This window comes from Streptomyces sp. NPDC047049 (assembly GCF_040643995.1).
In the GTDB taxonomy this organism is placed as follows: domain Bacteria; phylum Actinomycetota; class Actinomycetes; order Streptomycetales; family Streptomycetaceae; genus Streptomyces; species Streptomyces mooreae.
This window is the reverse complement of sequence record NZ_JBEYVM010000022.1, coordinates 56,454-72,658: the sequence shown is the minus strand read 5'-3', so window position 1 is coordinate 72,658 and position 16,205 is coordinate 56,454. Positions and strand designations below refer to the sequence as shown.

The window sequence follows — 16,205 nt, the reverse complement described above, 5'->3', positions numbered from 1 at the left end:
CCATGACCTCAACGGTCCCGCTGCCGGAACTGGCCGGTGCGCGTAACGACGTCCGCCCCATGACGGGCGACGAGTACCTGGACTCGCTGCGCGACGGCCGGGAGATCTATATCTACGGCGAGCGCGTCGAGGACGTCACCACCCACCCCGGCTTCCGCAACAGCGCACGCTCCATCGCCCGGCTCTACGACGCGCTGCACGCGCCGGAGGCCGAAGGGGTGCTCCGGGTGCCGACCGAGACCGGGAACGGCGGGTTCACCCACCCCTTCTTCAAGACCGCGCGCTCCGCGGACGACTTGACCGCCTCCCGTGACGCGATCGTCGCCTGGCAGCGGATGGTCTACGGATGGATGGGCCGTACGCCGGACTACAAGGCCTCCTTCCTCGGCACCCTGGGAGCCCACTCGGACTTCTACGGGCCGTTCAAGGACAACGCGCTGCGCTGGTACAAGCAGGCCCAGGAACGGGTGCTGTACTTCAGCCACGCGCTGGTGCACCCGCCGATCGACCGGGACCGGCCCGCCGACGAGACGGCGGACGTCTGTGTCCACGTCGACGAGGAGACCGACGCCGGCCTCATCGTCTCCGGCGCCAAGGTGGTCGCCACCGGCTCCGCGCTGACCAACCACAACTTCGTCGCCCACTACGGCCTGCCGGTGCGCGACAAGCGGTTCGGCGTGGTGTTCACGGTGCCGATGGACGCACCGGGGCTGAAGCTGTTCTGCCGTGCCTCCTACGAAATGATGGCCACGGTCATGGGGAGCCCGTTCGACTACCCGCTGTCCAGCCGGCTGGACGAGAACGACGCCATCATGGTCATGGACCGCGTGCTCATCCCCTGGGAGAACGTGTTCATGTACGACGCGGAGGCGGCGAACTCCTTCGCGAACGGCTCGGGCTTCGTCGACCGCTTCACCTTCCACGGGTGCACCCGCCTCGCGGTGAAGCTCGACTTCATCGCCGGCTGCGCGATGAAGGCGGTGGAGATGACCGGCACCTCCGGCTTCCGCGGGGTGCAGGCGCAGATCGGCGAGATCCTGAACTGGCGTGATCTCTTCTGGGGCCTGTCCGACGCGATGGCCAAGTCGCCGGTCCCCTGGGTGGGCGGCGCAGTCCAGCCGAACGTGCGCTACGGCATGGCCTACCGGACCTTCATGGGCATCGGCTACCCACGTATCAAGGAGATCCTGCAGCAGACGCTCGGCAGCGGGCTCATCTACCTCAACTCGCACGCAAGCGACTGGAAGAACCCCGAGGTGCGCCCCTACCTGGACAAGTACCTCCGGGGCTCCAAGGGGATCGAGGCGATCGACCGGGTCAAGCTGCTGAAGCTGCTCTGGGACGCCGTCGGCACCGAGTTCGGCGGGCGCCACGAGCTCTACGAGCGCAACTACGGGGGTGACCACGAGGCCGTACGGTTCCAGACCCTGTGGGCCTACCAGGAGTCCGGGGACGCCGATGCGCTCAAGGGCTTCGTGGACCAGTGCATGGACGAGTACGACGTCGATGGCTGGCGGCGCCCGGACCTGTTCAACCCGGACGAGCTGTCATTCGTCCGCGGCCGCTGACCCCCGGCCGGCCCCGGGCGCACGACCGCGCCGCCGGCGCCGGCCCCGGCAAGCAAGGAGATCCCGTGATGGACAGCAACGGTGCCGCCGACACCGACCCCCGCGACGACGCGAGCCCGGCGCGATTGCGCCAGGCACTCGGCCAATTCGCCAGCGGAGTCACCGTCGTCACCACCGCGACGGGCGAGCCGGGCGATCTGCACGCACACGGTATGACCGCGAACGCCTTCACCTCGGTCTCCCTGGAACCCCCGCTCGTGCTCATCTCGGTCGCCGCCGCGACCGCCACGCACCGGCGGATCGCCGGCACCGGCCGCTACGGGATTTCCATTCTGAGCGAGGCGCAGGAGCCGTTGTCGCAGCACTTCGCGGGCGGTACCCAGCGGCCCGAGCTGGTCCGCTTCGTGTGGCGTGACGGCCTTCCCCTGCTGTCCGGCGCCCTGGTGCACCTGTCCTGCAGGGTCCGGCAGTCCCACCGTGCGGGCGACCACACCCTGTTCATCGGAGAGGTCGAAGGGCTCTGGTGCGGTTCGGGGCCGCCGCTGGTGCATTTCCGAAAGCAGCTGCACACGCTCGACATCCCTCATCGCGACGAGATACCGGCGCTGCACGGCGCCGGGGAGCTTCTCGCCGAGGAGCAGACAGAAAGGCCCGTTCATGTCCGTTGACCTTGGTGTCCGCCCGTGGGACCAGCTGTTCGCCCGGCATGTGGCGGGGGACACGGGTGACCAGATCACCGCCATCCTCAATCAGTCCGGCGCCACGGACGCGATCACTCTCTCCGGTGGCTTCCCGCACCCGGAGACGTTTCCCACCCAGGCCATCGCGGAGAGCTTCCCGCGGGTGCTGGAACAGTCCGTCGCGCTGCAGTACAGCCCCACCGCGGGACTTCCCGGCCTGCGGGACTGGTTCGCCGGCTGGCTCGGCGCGCAGGAGGGCGTCCGCCCGGCGGAGAACGAACTCTGCATCACCAGCGGCGGCATGGAGGGCATCGGGCTCATCAGCCGGTGTGTGCTCGACCCCGGTGACCGCGTCGTCGTGGAAGGGCCGACGTTCTTCGGCGCGCTCGTCGGGTTCCAGCGGACCCTGACGCAGGTGGAAGCCGTGCCGGTCGACGACGACGGCCTCGACGTGTCCGCCCTGGAGCGGTTGCTGGCCACGTCGTCCGGCCCGGTGCCGAAGATCGTGTATGTCATTCCGGACTTCCAGAACCCGAGCGGCCTGAGCATGTCGGTCGAGCGACGGCATGCCCTGGTCGCGCTGGCGCGGCGGCACGGCATCCTGATCGTCGAGGACGTCGCCTACCGGGAACTGGGATTCGACGGGGAGCGGCGGCCCAGCCTGTGGGCGCTCGGGCCGGATGTGGTGGCCCAGGTGGGCACCTTCGCGAAGACGTTCGCCCCCGGCATCCGGATGGGCTGGGTGGCCGCGCCGGCCGAGCTCGTCGGCCAGCTGCTGCGCGCCAAACAGAATACGGACCAGTGCACCGGAGCACTGGGGCAGTTGCTGCTGGAGGACTACGGGCGCTCGGGCAGGTTCGACCAGGGCATCGCCTTCTCGCGGAAGTTCTACCGTGAACGGCGCGACATCATGGTGGACGCGTTGCGCACGCATCTCCCCGAGGGCATGACCTTCACCCGCCCGCTGGGCGGCTTCTTCAGCTGGATCACGGCGCCCGCCCACCTGGACACCGTGGCGCTCCAGAAGCAGGCACTCGACGAGAAGGTCACCTATGTCCCCGGCGCGGCGTTCTACCCGGACGGCCGTGGCCAGAACCAGCTGAGGCTGGCCTACAGCCGGGTTCCCGACGAGAAGATCACCGAGGGAGTGCGCAAACTGGCGAGCGTGCTCACCCGGGCGGGCGGGGCGTAGTGCCCACGGCAGCGGGACATCCGATACCGAACGAAGAGGACGCATAAGGTGCAGACCGTTCACCATGAGCTCGTCCGTCCGCCCCAGGAGAAGGTCGATGCGCTGCGGGCGCTGCTGCTGCCCGAGTACAGCCCGAGCTGCCTGGTCGCCGATGCCGGCCCGCGGATCGGCGCGATCGGCGGACTGCGGTCGGTCAAGCGGGAACACCGCGCCATCGGCCCCGCGCTGACGATCGACCTTCCGGAGGACGGCCTGGTCGACATCCTGCCGGTGCTGCCGACGGCGAAGCCCGGCGACATCATCGTGCTCGCCTGCCACGGCAACACCCGGATGGCGATGTGGGGCGGGCTGATGGCGACCCTCGCGCAGATGGCCGGAATCGCCGGTGCCGTCGTCGACGGCGCCATCCGCGACGTCGACGAATTGCGGGACCTCGACTTCCCGATCTGGTACCGGGCCACCATGCCGCGCCGCTGCCCTCCCGCGGCGCCGCCGGACGCCGACGGGCCCGTGCAGGTCAATGTGCCGGTGCGCATCGGCGGGGAGATCGTCGAACCCGGCGACATCGTGGTGGCCGAGGAGAACGGTGTGGGCGTGGTTCCGCCGCAGCTCACCGACGAGGTGATAGCGGCGACGAAGCAACTGCTCGCCAAGGAAAGCAGCATCCGGGACCAGATCAACGACGGTGCCACGCTGACCGAACTTCTCGCGCAATTCGGCCATCTTTAACTGCCGATCTCGTAGTGTCCTCGGGCGGCGCCCTATGCGATGCTCGCAGGTGCAACGTGCTTGTCAGGCAGATGAATTGATGGGACACCACCCGTGTTACGAGACAAGGAGAACGACGTGACGGCTAGCTTGACCGCCGACAGCGCCGGATCGGTCAACGACTTCAAGGTCGCCGATCTCTCCCTTGCGGCGCTCGGCCGCAAGGAGATCGAACTCGCCGAGCACGAGATGCCCGGACTGATGGCGCTGCGCCGGGAGTTCGGCCCTGAGCAGCCGCTGGCCGGCAAGAAGATCGCCGGCTCGCTGCACATGACCGTCCAGACAGCGGTGCTCATCGAGACGCTGGCCGCGCTCGGCGCCGATGTCCGCTGGGCGAGCTGCAACATCTTCTCCACCCAGGACCAGGCCGCCGCCGCGGTGGTGGTCGGCCCGGACGGCACCGAGAAGGAGCCGTCGGGCAGCGCCGTGTTCGCCTGGAAGGGCGAGACGCTGGAGGAGTACTGGTGGTGCCTGGAGCAGGTGATGACCTGGCCGGACGGCTCGGGTCCGCACTCCATCGTCGACGACGGCGGTGACGCCACCCTGCTGGTGCACCTCGGGGCCGAGTACGAGGCGTCGGGGGTGGTGCCCTCCGCCGACGAGAACGACCCGGAGGACCACCGGCTCCTGCTCGACACCCTGCGCCGGTCGCTGGCCGACAACCCGACGAAGTACCGGGAGATGGCCAAGAGCATCGTCGGTGTCACCGAGGAGACCACCAACGGCGTCAACCGGCTGTACCAGCTGGCGCGGGAAGACAAGCTGCTGTTCACCGGGATCAACGTCAACGACTCGGTGACCAAGAGCAAGTTCGACAACAAGTACGGCATCCGGCACTCCCTGGTCGACGGCATCAACCGGGCCACGGACGTGATGATCGCCGGCAAGCTCGCGGTGGTCTGCGGCTACGGCGACGTCGGCAAGGGCGCCGTCGCTTCGCTGCGCGGCCAGGGCGCGCGCGTCGTCGTCACGGAGGCCGACCCGATCTGCGCGCTGCAGGCCGCGATGGACGGGCTGCAGGTCGTCACGCTGGACGACGTGATCTCCTCGGGTGACATCTTCATCACCACCACGGGCAACCGCGACATCATCATGGCCGACAGCATGGCCAAGATGAAGCACAACGCGATCATCGGCAACGTCGGGCACTTCGACAACGAGATCGACATGGCCGGTCTCGCCAAGGTGACCGGCATCAAGAAGATCGAGATCAAGCCGCAGGTGCACGAGTGGGTATTCCCCACCGGCAAGTCGATCCTCGTGCTGAGCGAGGGCCGGCTGCTCAACCTGGGCAACGCGACCGGACACCCGAGCTTCGTGATGTCCTGCTCGTTCGCCAACCAGACGCTCGCACAGATCGCGCTGTACACCAAGGGTGAAGAGTACGAGACCAAGGTCTACACGCTGCCCAAGCACCTTGACGAGAAGGTCGCGCGGTTCCACCTTCCCGCTCTCGGCGCCAAGCTCACGGTGCTCACCAAGGTGCAGGCCGAATACGTCGGCGTCGACGTGGACGGCCCCTACAAGCCGGATCATTACCGCTACTGAGCCCATGCGTGCGTGCCGAGGCGCAGAGGCGCAGAGATGCCTTGGTGCGCAGGCGCACAGGTGAACTCTGAGCCGGTCGCTGAACAAGAGAACGTCCGTTTCCGGTGTGCCGGGAGCGGACGTTCTCTTGTCGCTGTGTGCGCTCGCCTGCCCAAGCCCGCGGCGAACGCGTGGAACTTTCCGTGCCCGTCGGCTATCCCGCCGACCGGCCGAAGAACTCCAGCTCGGCGATCGCCACTTGCTTCTCGTCGGTGGCGCCGTATGCGGTGTGCAGTACCAGCCGTACGGTCATCGCATCCCGGACGGCCGCGCTGACGCTCTGTGCCCCGCCGTCGTTGAGCCGGTGTTGCGAGATGTGCTGCTTGCCCGAGGAGTCGGTCACGATCAGGTCGAACTCGCGCGGACGGGCCGGGTCGGCGGCCTGCGGGGTGCGGCCGGAAGCTCCGGGGGTGATCACTATGTTGAGGAGGTTGGTGGGCTGGCCGAAGCCGGTCTCCAGGTACTGGCCGTCGGAGTTGCCCGAATAGCCCGTGCCCCACCAGGTGTTGGAGTAGCCGTCGAACGCGAGTTTCACGCCGTGCTGAGGGCCGGAGTGCGATGCCCGCCAGGTGGCGGGGGCCACGGGGACGCGGTCGGCGAAGTGGTCCTGTACGGCCCGCGCGGCCGGCGGCCCCCCGATGATTCCGCCGACCACGGCGGCCGCGATCACCGCCGCCACCACTGCCCGGGTGATCCACCGGGTGCGGTTGTGGTGCAGCCGCGGCCGCTGCCCGGCATACGGGCCTTCGGCGGCCTCCGGTGCGGTGTCGTCGAGGAGGGTGGCGCAGCTCCGGCAGAAGTGCCGGCCCGGCGCGTTGAGCGTGCCACAGCTGCGGCACGGTGCGCCGTGCTCGGGCTCGGGGGCCGCCTGCGGGGCCCGCACCCGGGGCCGGGCCGCCTCGGGCCGGCCCGGCAGTACGCTCCCGGGTGCCTCGACGGCCGGGATGGGGGAGGCGTCCGGCACGGGGACCAGGAGGGCGCGGATACCGGTTTCGGAGATGCCCCCCTCGCCGGCCGGACGGGGGGCGGCCGGCCCGGCCGGGCCGCTCGGGCTGCCCTGGCTGTCCGGACCGCCCGGACCGCCCGGACCGTGCTGGGGCCGGCCCACGCCCCCGTCGTGCGCCGAGGCCGGCGGGAGCGGGACGGTCGGCTCCGCGCCGGTGCCCTGCTGCGGGGCGGCGGCCGGGCGGGGGCCCTCGCCGGCTCCGGGAGCCGCGGTGGCCGGGGGAGTGGTGGGGGTGCCGGGGGTGGTGGGGCCCGCTCCGGATGGGGTGGCGTCGGACCGTGCGGGGCGGTCCGGGGCGTGCTGACCGGGGGCGGATTCCGGGACGCCCGTCCCGGTGGGAGGAGCCGGCTGCGCCGCAGCGGCCGTAGGCCCCCGGTCCGCGGTGGGCGAGGGCTGCGCCGGCCGGTCCCAGCGCAGGAAGGCGCCGCAGGAGTCGCAGAAGGACTGGTCCGACTGGGGGGCGGGGGCGCCGCAGTCGGGGCAGGTGATGTGGTCGGTGGGCATGGGTCAGGGTCCTTGAGGAGTGAGCAGGTGGGTCACCTCGGCCGTGAAGGGGAGGTGCGCGGGACGGGCCGCCGCGACGACGGCGTGCAGACGGTGCGGGTCGACGGCGGACGGATCGTGGACCCGCAGGGTCACCCGCAGACCGGGGTGCGGTGAGCCGGGGAAGGGGCCGAGGGGGCGCGCGGACCAGGTCGCGCCGCCGCTCTCGGTGATCTCCGGGCGTACCCCGAAAGCCAGTTGGACGGCGTTGGACAGGCCGCGCCGGGTGCCGCGTACCCGGTGCAGCGAGACTGCCTCGGCCACGGCGCGGCGGCGGGTCGCCAGCGGTTCCGTCCCGTCGAGTTCGGTGCCGACCCAGGTGGTCAGCCAGTCGACGAAGTCCTCGGGCGCGAGGGCGGGCGTGAAGTAGCTCTCCAGGCAGTCCAGGACGTTGAAGAGGGGGGCGAGGACGACATCGAGACCTTCGACGAAGCGCTGGGCGAAGTCGTCGTCGGCGTAGACGGCGGGGAGCTGCCCGCCCAGCGGGTGCGGGGAGGCCATCCCCGCGGGCGTGCCCCTCATCGGGCCTCGATGACGCGGACGCGGTGGTCGAAGGGGAACAGGAGGGCGGACGGGGCCAGCTCGATGCGGTCGGTGGCGTCGCCGCGGCGGCCGGTGAGCGGGTCGGCGGGGTGCAGCAGGACCTCGTCGACGAGTTCCACACCGGGTACCCGCTGCAGGGCCGCGAAGATCTCACCGGAGCGCAGCGGGCGGCCGAAGGGCCAGCCGTCGCCATGGGCTCCGCCGGTCAGCGGATCGAGGTAGGCGTAGAGCGCGTCCAGGGCCTCGGCCCGTACGCGGTCGGCCCGCGCCGCCCGGAAGGAGTGCAGCGTCGCGACCACCGTGACGCCCTGGTAGAAGGGCGGCCCGACCGCGAGCCGGGTGCCCAGGGGGCGCCGCTCGTCGAGGAACTGCGTGACCCGGCCCAGCAGTTCCTGACCGGGCACCAGCTGTTCGAAGCGGAGCCGGCCGCCGCGGTCGGGGACGGCCTGGGGGACGACCAGGACCCGGACGGCGTTCTCGCCGGTCTGCCCCGCCTGCCCCGCCTGCCCCGCCTGCCCGGCAGCGCCGTTCTGGCCGGCCGGGCCCGCATCGGCTCCCGACCCGCTCGCCGCGCCCGCGGCGCCCGTCGAGCGCGTGGCGGGATCGACCGCGAGACAGGCGATACGGGCGGCCTCGGGGGCCGCGCGCCGCGCCAGCTCCTCGTAGTCGCGGGCGGTCACGGCCCGCTCCTGTGCGCGCAGCGCGATCGGCGCGCGCACCTTCGCCTCCTGCACCGTCTCGCCGTCGACCCCGCCGCGCGCCGCCTCCCGGTTCTCCACCCGCGCCACGTACGGGATCGAGCTGCGCAGCACCTGGATCGCGCCGCGCGCCACATTGCCCGACCGCCCGCCGCCGGTGCGGTAGTGCGGCGCCCGGATCACCGAGCCCTTGACCGGTACGGCCCCGAACTGACGCACCGAACCGTCCGGTTGCCGCACCGAAGGGCCGAACGCGATCTCGCCGGTCGCCTCCTCCAGCGTGATGTGCCGGTCGTACGGACCGGAGGACGCGAAGTCGGCGACGACCTGCCACTCCTGCCAGCCGTCCCCGTCCGAGATCTCCAGCCGCAGCGGCGGGCGGTCGGCGACGACGGGTGCCTGGGCCAGGCGCAGCCGCTGGCCGGGCACGCCCGTGGACTCGCCGAGCGGTTCGTCCCGTACCACCTCGGCGTGCGCGACCCTCGTCGTGCCCCCGATGGTGAACGCGGAGGCGGCCCGTACGGTCGGTGAGGCGCTGTAGAACGGCTGGCCGGGCGCGGCCTCGACGACCCGGCAGCGCAGCCAGGCGGCATCCGTCCGGCCGACGCGGGAGACGAGGTGACCGGCCGGTACGTGCAGCACGACCTCACCGGGCCGGTTGAGGCCGCCGGTGGAATCCTCCTCGACCTCGCACTCCGTCCACCCGTCGGCGGTCCATGCCTCCCAGCGCAGCGGCGGCTGGCGCGGGTCGACGCCGACCCCGTCCACCCGGCTGTCCAGCCGCAATACCGCGGCGCACCGCGGCACCGCCGCCGACAGCCCGAACAGGAGGGTGTCGCCCGGCTGCGGAGCGGCCGCGAAGACGGCCACATCGCGGCCGCCGAAGACATCCTGGCCGCAGTCCTCGGGGGTGGTCCCCGCCTCCTGCCGCAGCACGGCCTCCAGCTCGCACGGCACGACGGTCAGATCGTCCTCGGTGGCGAAGGACACCGCCTCCTCGGTCTCGGTCCGGCCGGTGGCCACCTCCGTCCCGGCGGGCAGCACGACCGGCTCGGCCTGCGGGGCGGAGAGCCAGAAGGTGACGTCGGCGCGGGCGGCCGAGGGCGGGAAGAGGGTGACACCCAGCAGGTCGAGGAAGGCCAGGTGGTTCTTCTCCGGCACCCGGTTGAGCCGGTAGACGATCTGGTCGGCCATGTGCGCCACGGCCTCGATGAGGGTCACTCCGGGGTCCGAGACATTGTGGTCGGTCCACTCGGGGCAGCGCTGCTGGATGTAGCGCTTGGCGTCGTCGACGAACTGCTGAAAGCGACGGTCGTCGAGATGGGGGGCGGGCAGTGCCATCAGGCTTCGCTTTCGGTGGACGCGGCGGACGCGGTGGAGGGGGATTCCGAGGACGGGATCACATAGAAGGGGAAGACGAGGCTGCGCGGGTTGTTGGTGCCGCGCACGCTGTAGCGCACGTCGATGAACAGCACCGACGGATCGTCGGGCGCCGGGCTGACCTCGACGTCCTGCACCTCGATCCGCGGCTCCCAGCGGTCGAGCGAGGACCGCACCTCGTAGCGGATGCGCCCGGCGGTCGCCTCGTTCACGGGGGCGAACACCATGTCGTGGACGGCACAGCCGAACTCCGGCCGCATCGGGCGCTCGCCGGGCGCGGTGGCGAGGACGAGCCGGATCGACTCCTCGATCTCGCGCTCGCGGCGGGCCAGGGCGATGCCGCCGGCCGCGTCCGTGCGCAGCGGGAAGGTCCAGCCCGCGCCGACGAACTGTTCACTCATGTCCGGTGACCCCCTCGATATGCATGTCCCGCACCTTCCTCGACCCCTAGAAGGGAATGCCGTTGCGCAGCACGGCCGGTGCGTTCAGCGTGACCGTGGCCGGCGAGTTGATGGCTGCCGCGGCGCCCGCGTTGACGGCCACCGCGCCCACCGCGGAGACGGAGACCGCACCGACCGAGTTGACGGCCACCGCACCCGCCGACTTGAGGCTGATGGCGCCGGTCGCGTTGATGTCCGCCACGGCGCCCGCCGTGACGCCGAACTTCGCGCCCGCCTTGATGTCGACCGCCCCGCCGGCGCTCATCGTCAGCGAACCCGCCGCGGTGAGCGACAGATTGCCGCCCGCCTTGATGCTCACGTTCCGGGTCCCGGTGATGGAGACGGAGCCGTCACTGCGGATGGTGACCTGGGTGCGCGTCTCGTCCATGTGGACGGTGAGCTTGCCGTTGCCGGTCTGCAGCCGGATCCCGCTCTTCATCCGGGTTTTGGCGTCCAGCAGCTCGACGGTGTGCCCGCTGCGCGAGGAGAAGCTGCGCCAGTTGACCCGCCCGCTGGTCGGGTCGACCGCGGGGAGCCCGTCCGGCTCCCGGGGCGGCTTGTCCTGGCCGTTGTAGAGCCCGGCGAGGACGTACGGATGCTCCAGCGAGCCCCGGTCGAAGGCGCACAGCACCTCGTCGCCGACCTCCGGCAGGACCAGCCCGCCGCCCCGTACGCCGCCCAGCTGCGCCACCCGGCACCAGTCGCTCTCATAGGTGTCCGACAGCCAGGGGAAGCGCAGCCTGACCCGGCCCAGCCGCAGCGGGTCCTTGGCATTGCTGACCAGGGCCATCGCCACGCCCGGCATGGGCGGCGCCGCCGGTGCACCGCCGGACGCGAGCCCGTACAGCGACCGGAACTGCCGCCCCGAGACGGTCAGCCAGGTGGTGAACTGCCGCCCGGACTCGAAGACATGGCGGACGCCGGTCGCGGTGTACTTGCCCTCGAAGGGGAAGCCGGCGCCCTTGAGCGCGACGGGCAGGCCCGGCTTCAACTGCGGATTCCCGGTGACGGCCACCTCCAGCTCCGCGAAGGAGCCCGCCACGTCATCGGCGAGCGCGCGGGCCGCATGGGTGACCTGGGCCTGGGTGGTGAACGGCGTCTCCGTGGCGGTCAGTTCGGCCGTCCCGAAGGGCTTGCTGAGCGCCCCGGGCGCGATATCGGCGACGATGTCCTTGCTCGTCGTGGCCGGGGACTGCGCGGACAGCGCACGCTTGGCCCGCATGTCCCAGCCCCGCGCGCCGGCCTTGTTGACCTGCCCGGCGGCGGTGACGGCGATCCGGCTGTGCAGTGCGTTGTGGCCGAACTCCAGGACGTACGGGCTCTGCGCGGCCGGTGTGGTGTCGGCGGGCGCCGACGCGGCCGGGGCGAGCTTGCCGAACTGCAGCTTGCCCTTCGGGTCGAAGGACAGATGGACGTCGTTCTCCTGGGCGAGGCGGGTCAGGAAGTCCCAGTCCGTGATGTTGGGCTGGGTGGCCAGCTCGTACACGGTGCGGGTGGCCTCCACCTTCCCGAGGGAGAGCCCGTTGAGGCCGGCGACACGGCGCACGATGTCGCTCGCGGTCATGTTGGGGTAGCCCGCCACGCGGTGATTGCGCAGCAGCCGGTGCCCCGGGTCGTATCCCCGGACCACCAGCGACTTGCCACCGGCGTCCGCGTCGACTTCGAGAGCGGTGACCTCGCCGGTCACCATGGGGGTGCCGCGCTGCCCGTCCGTGAACGGGGACAGCACCACCTTGGCGCCCACCTTGATCTGCGGGAACGTCTTGAGGATGTCCGAACCCGTGTCACTGAAGGTGAGCTGGAAGGCGGACGGCACATTGACGCTCGCGTCCACCCAGCCTTCGGTGAGGAGGGCGGCGAGCTTGTCGGGCAGCGGCGTGCCGCCGATCTCGGCGTGCAGGACGCTGGTGTACGTCTTCTCGCTCATCGGATGTTCTCGCTGGTCATCGGGCGGCCTCCTGGGTTATCGGGCGACCGGTGGGGTGGCCGGTGGGACTGTGTGCGGGACGGCTCGGTGAGCTGCCTGGGGGCCGGGCCTCGGACCGGTCCTCGGACCGGCCTTCGGGAGAGCCTTCGGGAGGGGCCTCGTCGGCGGCGGGCAGCAGCAGCTCCGTGCCCGGCCGCAGCCGCATCGGATCGTCGATCTCGTTCGCCTCCGCGATCAGCCGCCAGCGGGTCGCGTCCCCGTACTCCCGCCAGGCCAGCGAGGCGAGCGAGTCACCCGCGACCGTGCGGTGGATCCGGCGTGCGGAGAGCGCGCCGGAGGTGGGGTTCTGCCCCTTGGTGGGCATGGCCACCTCGGTGAGGGACAGGGTGCAGGTGGCGCGGATCGGCTCGCCGGTGGGGTTGAAGAGGGTGTACGTGGCGCTGACGCTGGTCACGTACGCCACGAACTGGACCGTGTTGAACGACCCCCAGGAAAACCGCACCCAAGGCGGCGAAGGACGCTTGGAATTGACGCTCTGCGCCGTCACCTCGCAGCAGGACAGCAGCAGTTCGACCTGCTTCTGCACCTTCCCGGAATTCGGGGTGCCGGAGGCGTCCAGGAACACCTCCAGCTGGAGCGTGGCGGGCCGGGTGCCGGTGAACTTGGGCGGTGCCCCCCGCATATAGGCGACCGCGGCCTGGGTGCGCCACTCCGCCTCCCGCCCGAGTTGCAACTGGGTCGGATTGAACTGGAACTCCACCTCGCCGATGCGGCCGCCCATGGAACCGCCGAGGTCGGTGGGGGGCTGATGGATCGCCAGCGCGGCCCGTACGAGGCTGGCGCCCGCCTTCCCGCCGGTCGGTGCGGCCACCTCAGGCACCTCCCGCGTCGGTGAACCCGTGGTGGGCGATCTCCAGCGTCTCGGTCGCCACGCCCGGGCTGGCCGGGTCCAGACTCGGCCCCTGCCAGCGCACGGGCAGCACCTCCACCAGGCCCCACTGCGCGACGACCGAGCCGTCGGCGCGGAGCGCGGCGATCTGGGCGGTGGGCCTGCTGATGCCGGTGGCGAGCGACGAGATCCAGGCGGCCACCCGGGAGGTGTCGGCGGTGAGGGGGCGGGTGAGACGGATGGTGGAGAACGTCACGCGGGTGGGCAACTGCCAGACGAAACCGTTGTTGCCGCCCTCCTGCCGCTGCTCCACCTCGACCTCGGAGGCCAGGCCGTCGCAGCCGTTGAACAGGCCGAGGTCCTGGCCGTCGATGGTCAGCTTGAAGAAGACGGTGGAACCGGGGTCCAGGGCCTGGGGCATGGTGGGTGGTCTTTCAGGTGGGGTGGTGTGGTGGGGCGGGGCTGGAGGGGGCGTGTGGCAGGTGCGTGCGGGGGTGAGCGGGCGAACGGGGGTTGTGGGACGGGCGGGGCCGGGACGGGTGAGGGTCAGCGGCCGTGATCGCGTAGTCGGCCGATGCGCTCGCGGTCGCCGCGCAACTCGGCGCGGAGCAGCCGGGAGAGAGGCGCTACGAGCCGGCGGGCGAGGGCGTCCAGGGCGGCGGGGTCGGTGGGGTCGGCTGGGCTGGCAGGGGCGGACGGGGCGGTTGGGGCGGCTCCTGCGGGTGTGGGCGGTGTGGGGACGACTGCGGAGGGGCCCGCGGCGCGCTGGATCGGTCGGGGGGCTCCTCCAGGTGTGGGGCCGGGGGGTGTTGCGGACGGCGCGGGGCGGGGGAGGGAGGCCGTCGGTGCGAGGGGGCGAGGAGCCGGGGCCCGAGTCGCGGCAGGGGCAGGGGCAGGGGCGTGGGCGTGGGGTGGAGCGGGCGTCGGGGGCGCGGCCGAGGCTGGAGCCCCGAGGGCGGTGGGTGCACGCTGCACCATGGGCATGCCGGGGACGGTCGGGGCGGTCCGGACCGTACGAGGTGGGGTGAGCGGCTGGCCAGGGAGCCGTGCCGGGGCCGGCGGGAGCAGTGCTGGTGCCGGTCCCGGGGGCAGTGCCGGTGTCGGTGCCGATGTCGGTGTCGGTGCCGATGTCGGTGTCCGTGCCGTCATCGGTGTCCGTGCCGACTTCTGTAGGGGGACTACTGGGACGCTCGCTCGTCGGGGCGCCGGTCTCCTTGCGCTTGCTGTGCCGGCTGTGGCGGCTGTGGCGACCGTGCGCGCTGTGCTCGTCGTGCTCCTCGTGCCTGTCGTACCTGTTGTGCTTGTTGTGACCGTCGTGTCGACTGTGCTCGCTGCGGGGCGTAGGGCTACGGCCGGTGCGGGCTGCTGCAGGCTCGACCGCTGTACCGCTGCGGAGCCGGCGGGCTGCGGTGCCGTCTGCCCTGTGGACCGTTGCCGGGCAGACGGGTCCAGTGCACGTGCCGACGCGAGCGGCGCTCGCCGGGCGGCGAGTGGAGCGGGGGCACCGGCCGTCAGCGCTCGATGCGTCGGCGTACGGGATTCCCCGGGCTGGAATTCCCCGAGGTGGGGCTCCGCCGTACGGGATTTTGGTGTGCCGCTCTCCGACTTACGCCTTTCCGACGTATGTGTCGTCGTCAACGGGCTTACGGGTGAGGTGGGCGCCACGGAACGCTGTACCTGAGCCCGGGCTGGGGCAGGAGCAGGGGCAGGGGGCGGTGTGTGAGCCGTCGTCGGCGTCGTTGTCCCTGTAGGCGTAGGCGTAGGCGTAGACCTCGGAACAGCATCCTGGCGTCGGATCGCGGTGGACTCGACGGGTGCGCCGATGAGTGGCTTGCGTTGGACCATGGGGGGCGAGGGCGGAACAGGACCAGACGTACGACGGCCCTCGGCCGGAGGCTGGACCGGCGGTGCGTCGGCCGCGACCGGCACGTCCGTGACCGGGGCAGCGGAGTCCGCGGTTGGGAGCAGCGGAGCACCAAGTCCCAGGCGCCGGCCACCCCTTCCGGTAGACCGCCGCGCGGACCGCTGAGCGGGTTGTTCAACTGCCCGTTGGACCGGCTGGCGCGTCCGGTCGCCGGAGCTCGTGGAGGGGCCCGCAGCCGACCTCGGGGCCGGCGCCGGGGCCGGGCCGCCGCTGGTGTCGGCGTCCGCACGTGGGCGTGTGGTCTCGGGCGAGGAGGTATGTGAGACCGGGGGCCGTGGAGTGCGGGCGGGGCTCGCGCTGGATGGTGTACCGGGAGCCGGCGAGGCCGGGGCACCGCCAGACGCCGGGGCGACGCGGGGTGCCGAGCCCTTGCGCAGAGGGGCGTCCTCCGGTGCGCTGCCCTGGTTCGAGGCGGCAGGCCGGGCCGGGCCAACCGCTCGCCGCTGTATGGCTCGTTGGGGGACATCGGGTCGTACGGGTGCGGTGGCCGGTCCCGCCGCACCCTCGCCCGTCGGCTCGGCGGCAGAGGTGCGGGGAGAAGGGGATGAAACAGGGGGCGGCGCCGCTTCGGACCTCGTGGTGGGCGTCGCTGCCGGTGCTGCTGCCGGTGTCGGTGCTGCTGCTTCGGTGCGTTGAACAGGAGCGTCGGTTGTCGAGGAGGCGGGGGAAGCGGAGGGGGCGGTGCCGCTGTTCCCCCCATGCGACGAGGTGGCTGTCCGCAGCCTCCGCGGCGGCATGGCTACCCTGCCCGCCGAGGTGAGCGGGGACCGCACTCCGGCAGCCCTCCGTACGGGCATGGCGACGGGCATCGCTGAGGGGAGGGCAGCCGCCCTCGCCCCACGGGAAGCGGAGCTAGCAGCTTCATCCCCGCCACTGGCACCGCTTCCGCCACTGGCAGCGCTTCCGCCCCTGGGCACGGCCTTACCACCGGGCACGGCCTGCGCACCAGGCGCGACCTCGGCACCGGACACGCCCGTCCCGCTTCCGCCCGCCTTGCCCGCAACCCCGGATGCCGACTCGGCCACCGCCGCCCCGGGCCGCCCACCCCGCAGGGGGCCCG

Annotated in this window: 12 protein-coding genes; 5 read left to right on the top strand and 7 right to left on the bottom strand. The window is 71.8% G+C overall.

Going from position 1 to position 16,205, the window contains the following annotated elements:
* Positions 1-2 precede the first annotated feature (2 nt).
* The 5 genes from ABZ851_RS32435 to ahcY all read left to right on the top strand — a co-directional run bounded on the left by ABZ851_RS32435 (position 3) and on the right by ahcY (position 5,756).
* A complete protein-coding gene (locus ABZ851_RS32435; RefSeq protein WP_361135253.1) occupies positions 3-1,568 on the top strand; it encodes a 4-hydroxyphenylacetate 3-hydroxylase N-terminal domain-containing protein in 1,566 nt (521 codons plus the stop codon).
* A 68-nt stretch (positions 1,569-1,636) separates the two neighbouring features.
* On the top strand, positions 1,637-2,236 hold the full coding sequence (locus ABZ851_RS32430) for a flavin reductase family protein (RefSeq protein ID WP_361135250.1): 600 nt from the start codon (positions 1,637-1,639) through the stop codon (positions 2,234-2,236).
* Positions 2,226-3,440: a PLP-dependent aminotransferase family protein gene (locus ABZ851_RS32425; protein ID WP_361135247.1), complete on the top strand. Its 1,215-nt coding sequence runs from the start codon at positions 2,226-2,228 to the stop codon at positions 3,438-3,440. The genes ABZ851_RS32430 and ABZ851_RS32425 overlap by 11 nt, the downstream gene beginning before the upstream one ends.
* Before the next feature lie 48 nt (positions 3,441-3,488).
* On the top strand, positions 3,489-4,169 hold the full coding sequence (locus ABZ851_RS32420) for an RraA family protein (RefSeq protein ID WP_361135244.1): 681 nt from the start codon (positions 3,489-3,491) through the stop codon (positions 4,167-4,169).
* Positions 4,170-4,286: 117 nt separating this feature from the next.
* A complete protein-coding gene (ahcY, locus tag ABZ851_RS32415; RefSeq protein ID WP_361135241.1) occupies positions 4,287-5,756 on the top strand; it encodes an adenosylhomocysteinase in 1,470 nt (489 codons plus the stop codon).
* A 193-nt stretch (positions 5,757-5,949) separates the two neighbouring features.
* Here the strand turns inward: ahcY and ABZ851_RS32410 are convergent, their stop codons facing one another.
* From ABZ851_RS32410 to ABZ851_RS32380, 7 genes are read right to left on the bottom strand one after another with little or no spacing between them, the layout of a single operon-like run.
* Entirely contained in the window at positions 5,950-7,305 is a 1,356-nt protein-coding gene (locus ABZ851_RS32410) for a hypothetical protein (RefSeq protein ID WP_361135238.1), read from the bottom strand.
* 3 nt (positions 7,306-7,308) lie between these two features.
* Positions 7,309-7,866, bottom strand: a complete 558-nt coding sequence (locus ABZ851_RS32405) for a phage tail protein (protein WP_361135235.1) — start codon at positions 7,864-7,866, stop codon at positions 7,309-7,311.
* Positions 7,863-9,926, bottom strand: a complete 2,064-nt coding sequence (locus ABZ851_RS32400) for a putative baseplate assembly protein (RefSeq protein ID WP_361135232.1) — start codon at positions 9,924-9,926, stop codon at positions 7,863-7,865. Before ABZ851_RS32400 ends, ABZ851_RS32405 begins: the two co-directional genes overlap by 4 nt.
* On the bottom strand, positions 9,926-10,366 hold the full coding sequence (locus ABZ851_RS32395) for a GPW/gp25 family protein (RefSeq protein WP_093493014.1): 441 nt from the start codon (positions 10,364-10,366) through the stop codon (positions 9,926-9,928). Before ABZ851_RS32395 ends, ABZ851_RS32400 begins: the two co-directional genes overlap by 1 nt.
* Positions 10,367-10,412: 46 nt before the next feature.
* A complete protein-coding gene (locus tag ABZ851_RS32390) occupies positions 10,413-12,332 on the bottom strand; it encodes a VgrG-related protein (RefSeq protein WP_361135229.1) in 1,920 nt (639 codons plus the stop codon).
* A 16-nt stretch (positions 12,333-12,348) separates the two neighbouring features.
* The gene (locus tag ABZ851_RS32385; protein ID WP_361135226.1) at positions 12,349-13,203 is read right to left on the bottom strand and encodes a LysM peptidoglycan-binding domain-containing protein; all 855 of its coding nucleotides are present in this window, start codon (positions 13,201-13,203) and stop codon (positions 12,349-12,351) included.
* 1 nt (position 13,204) lies between these two features.
* On the bottom strand, positions 13,205-13,642 hold the full coding sequence (locus ABZ851_RS32380; protein ID WP_336051570.1) for a phage tail protein: 438 nt from the start codon (positions 13,640-13,642) through the stop codon (positions 13,205-13,207).
* Between the last annotated feature and the right edge of the window lie 2,563 nt (positions 13,643-16,205).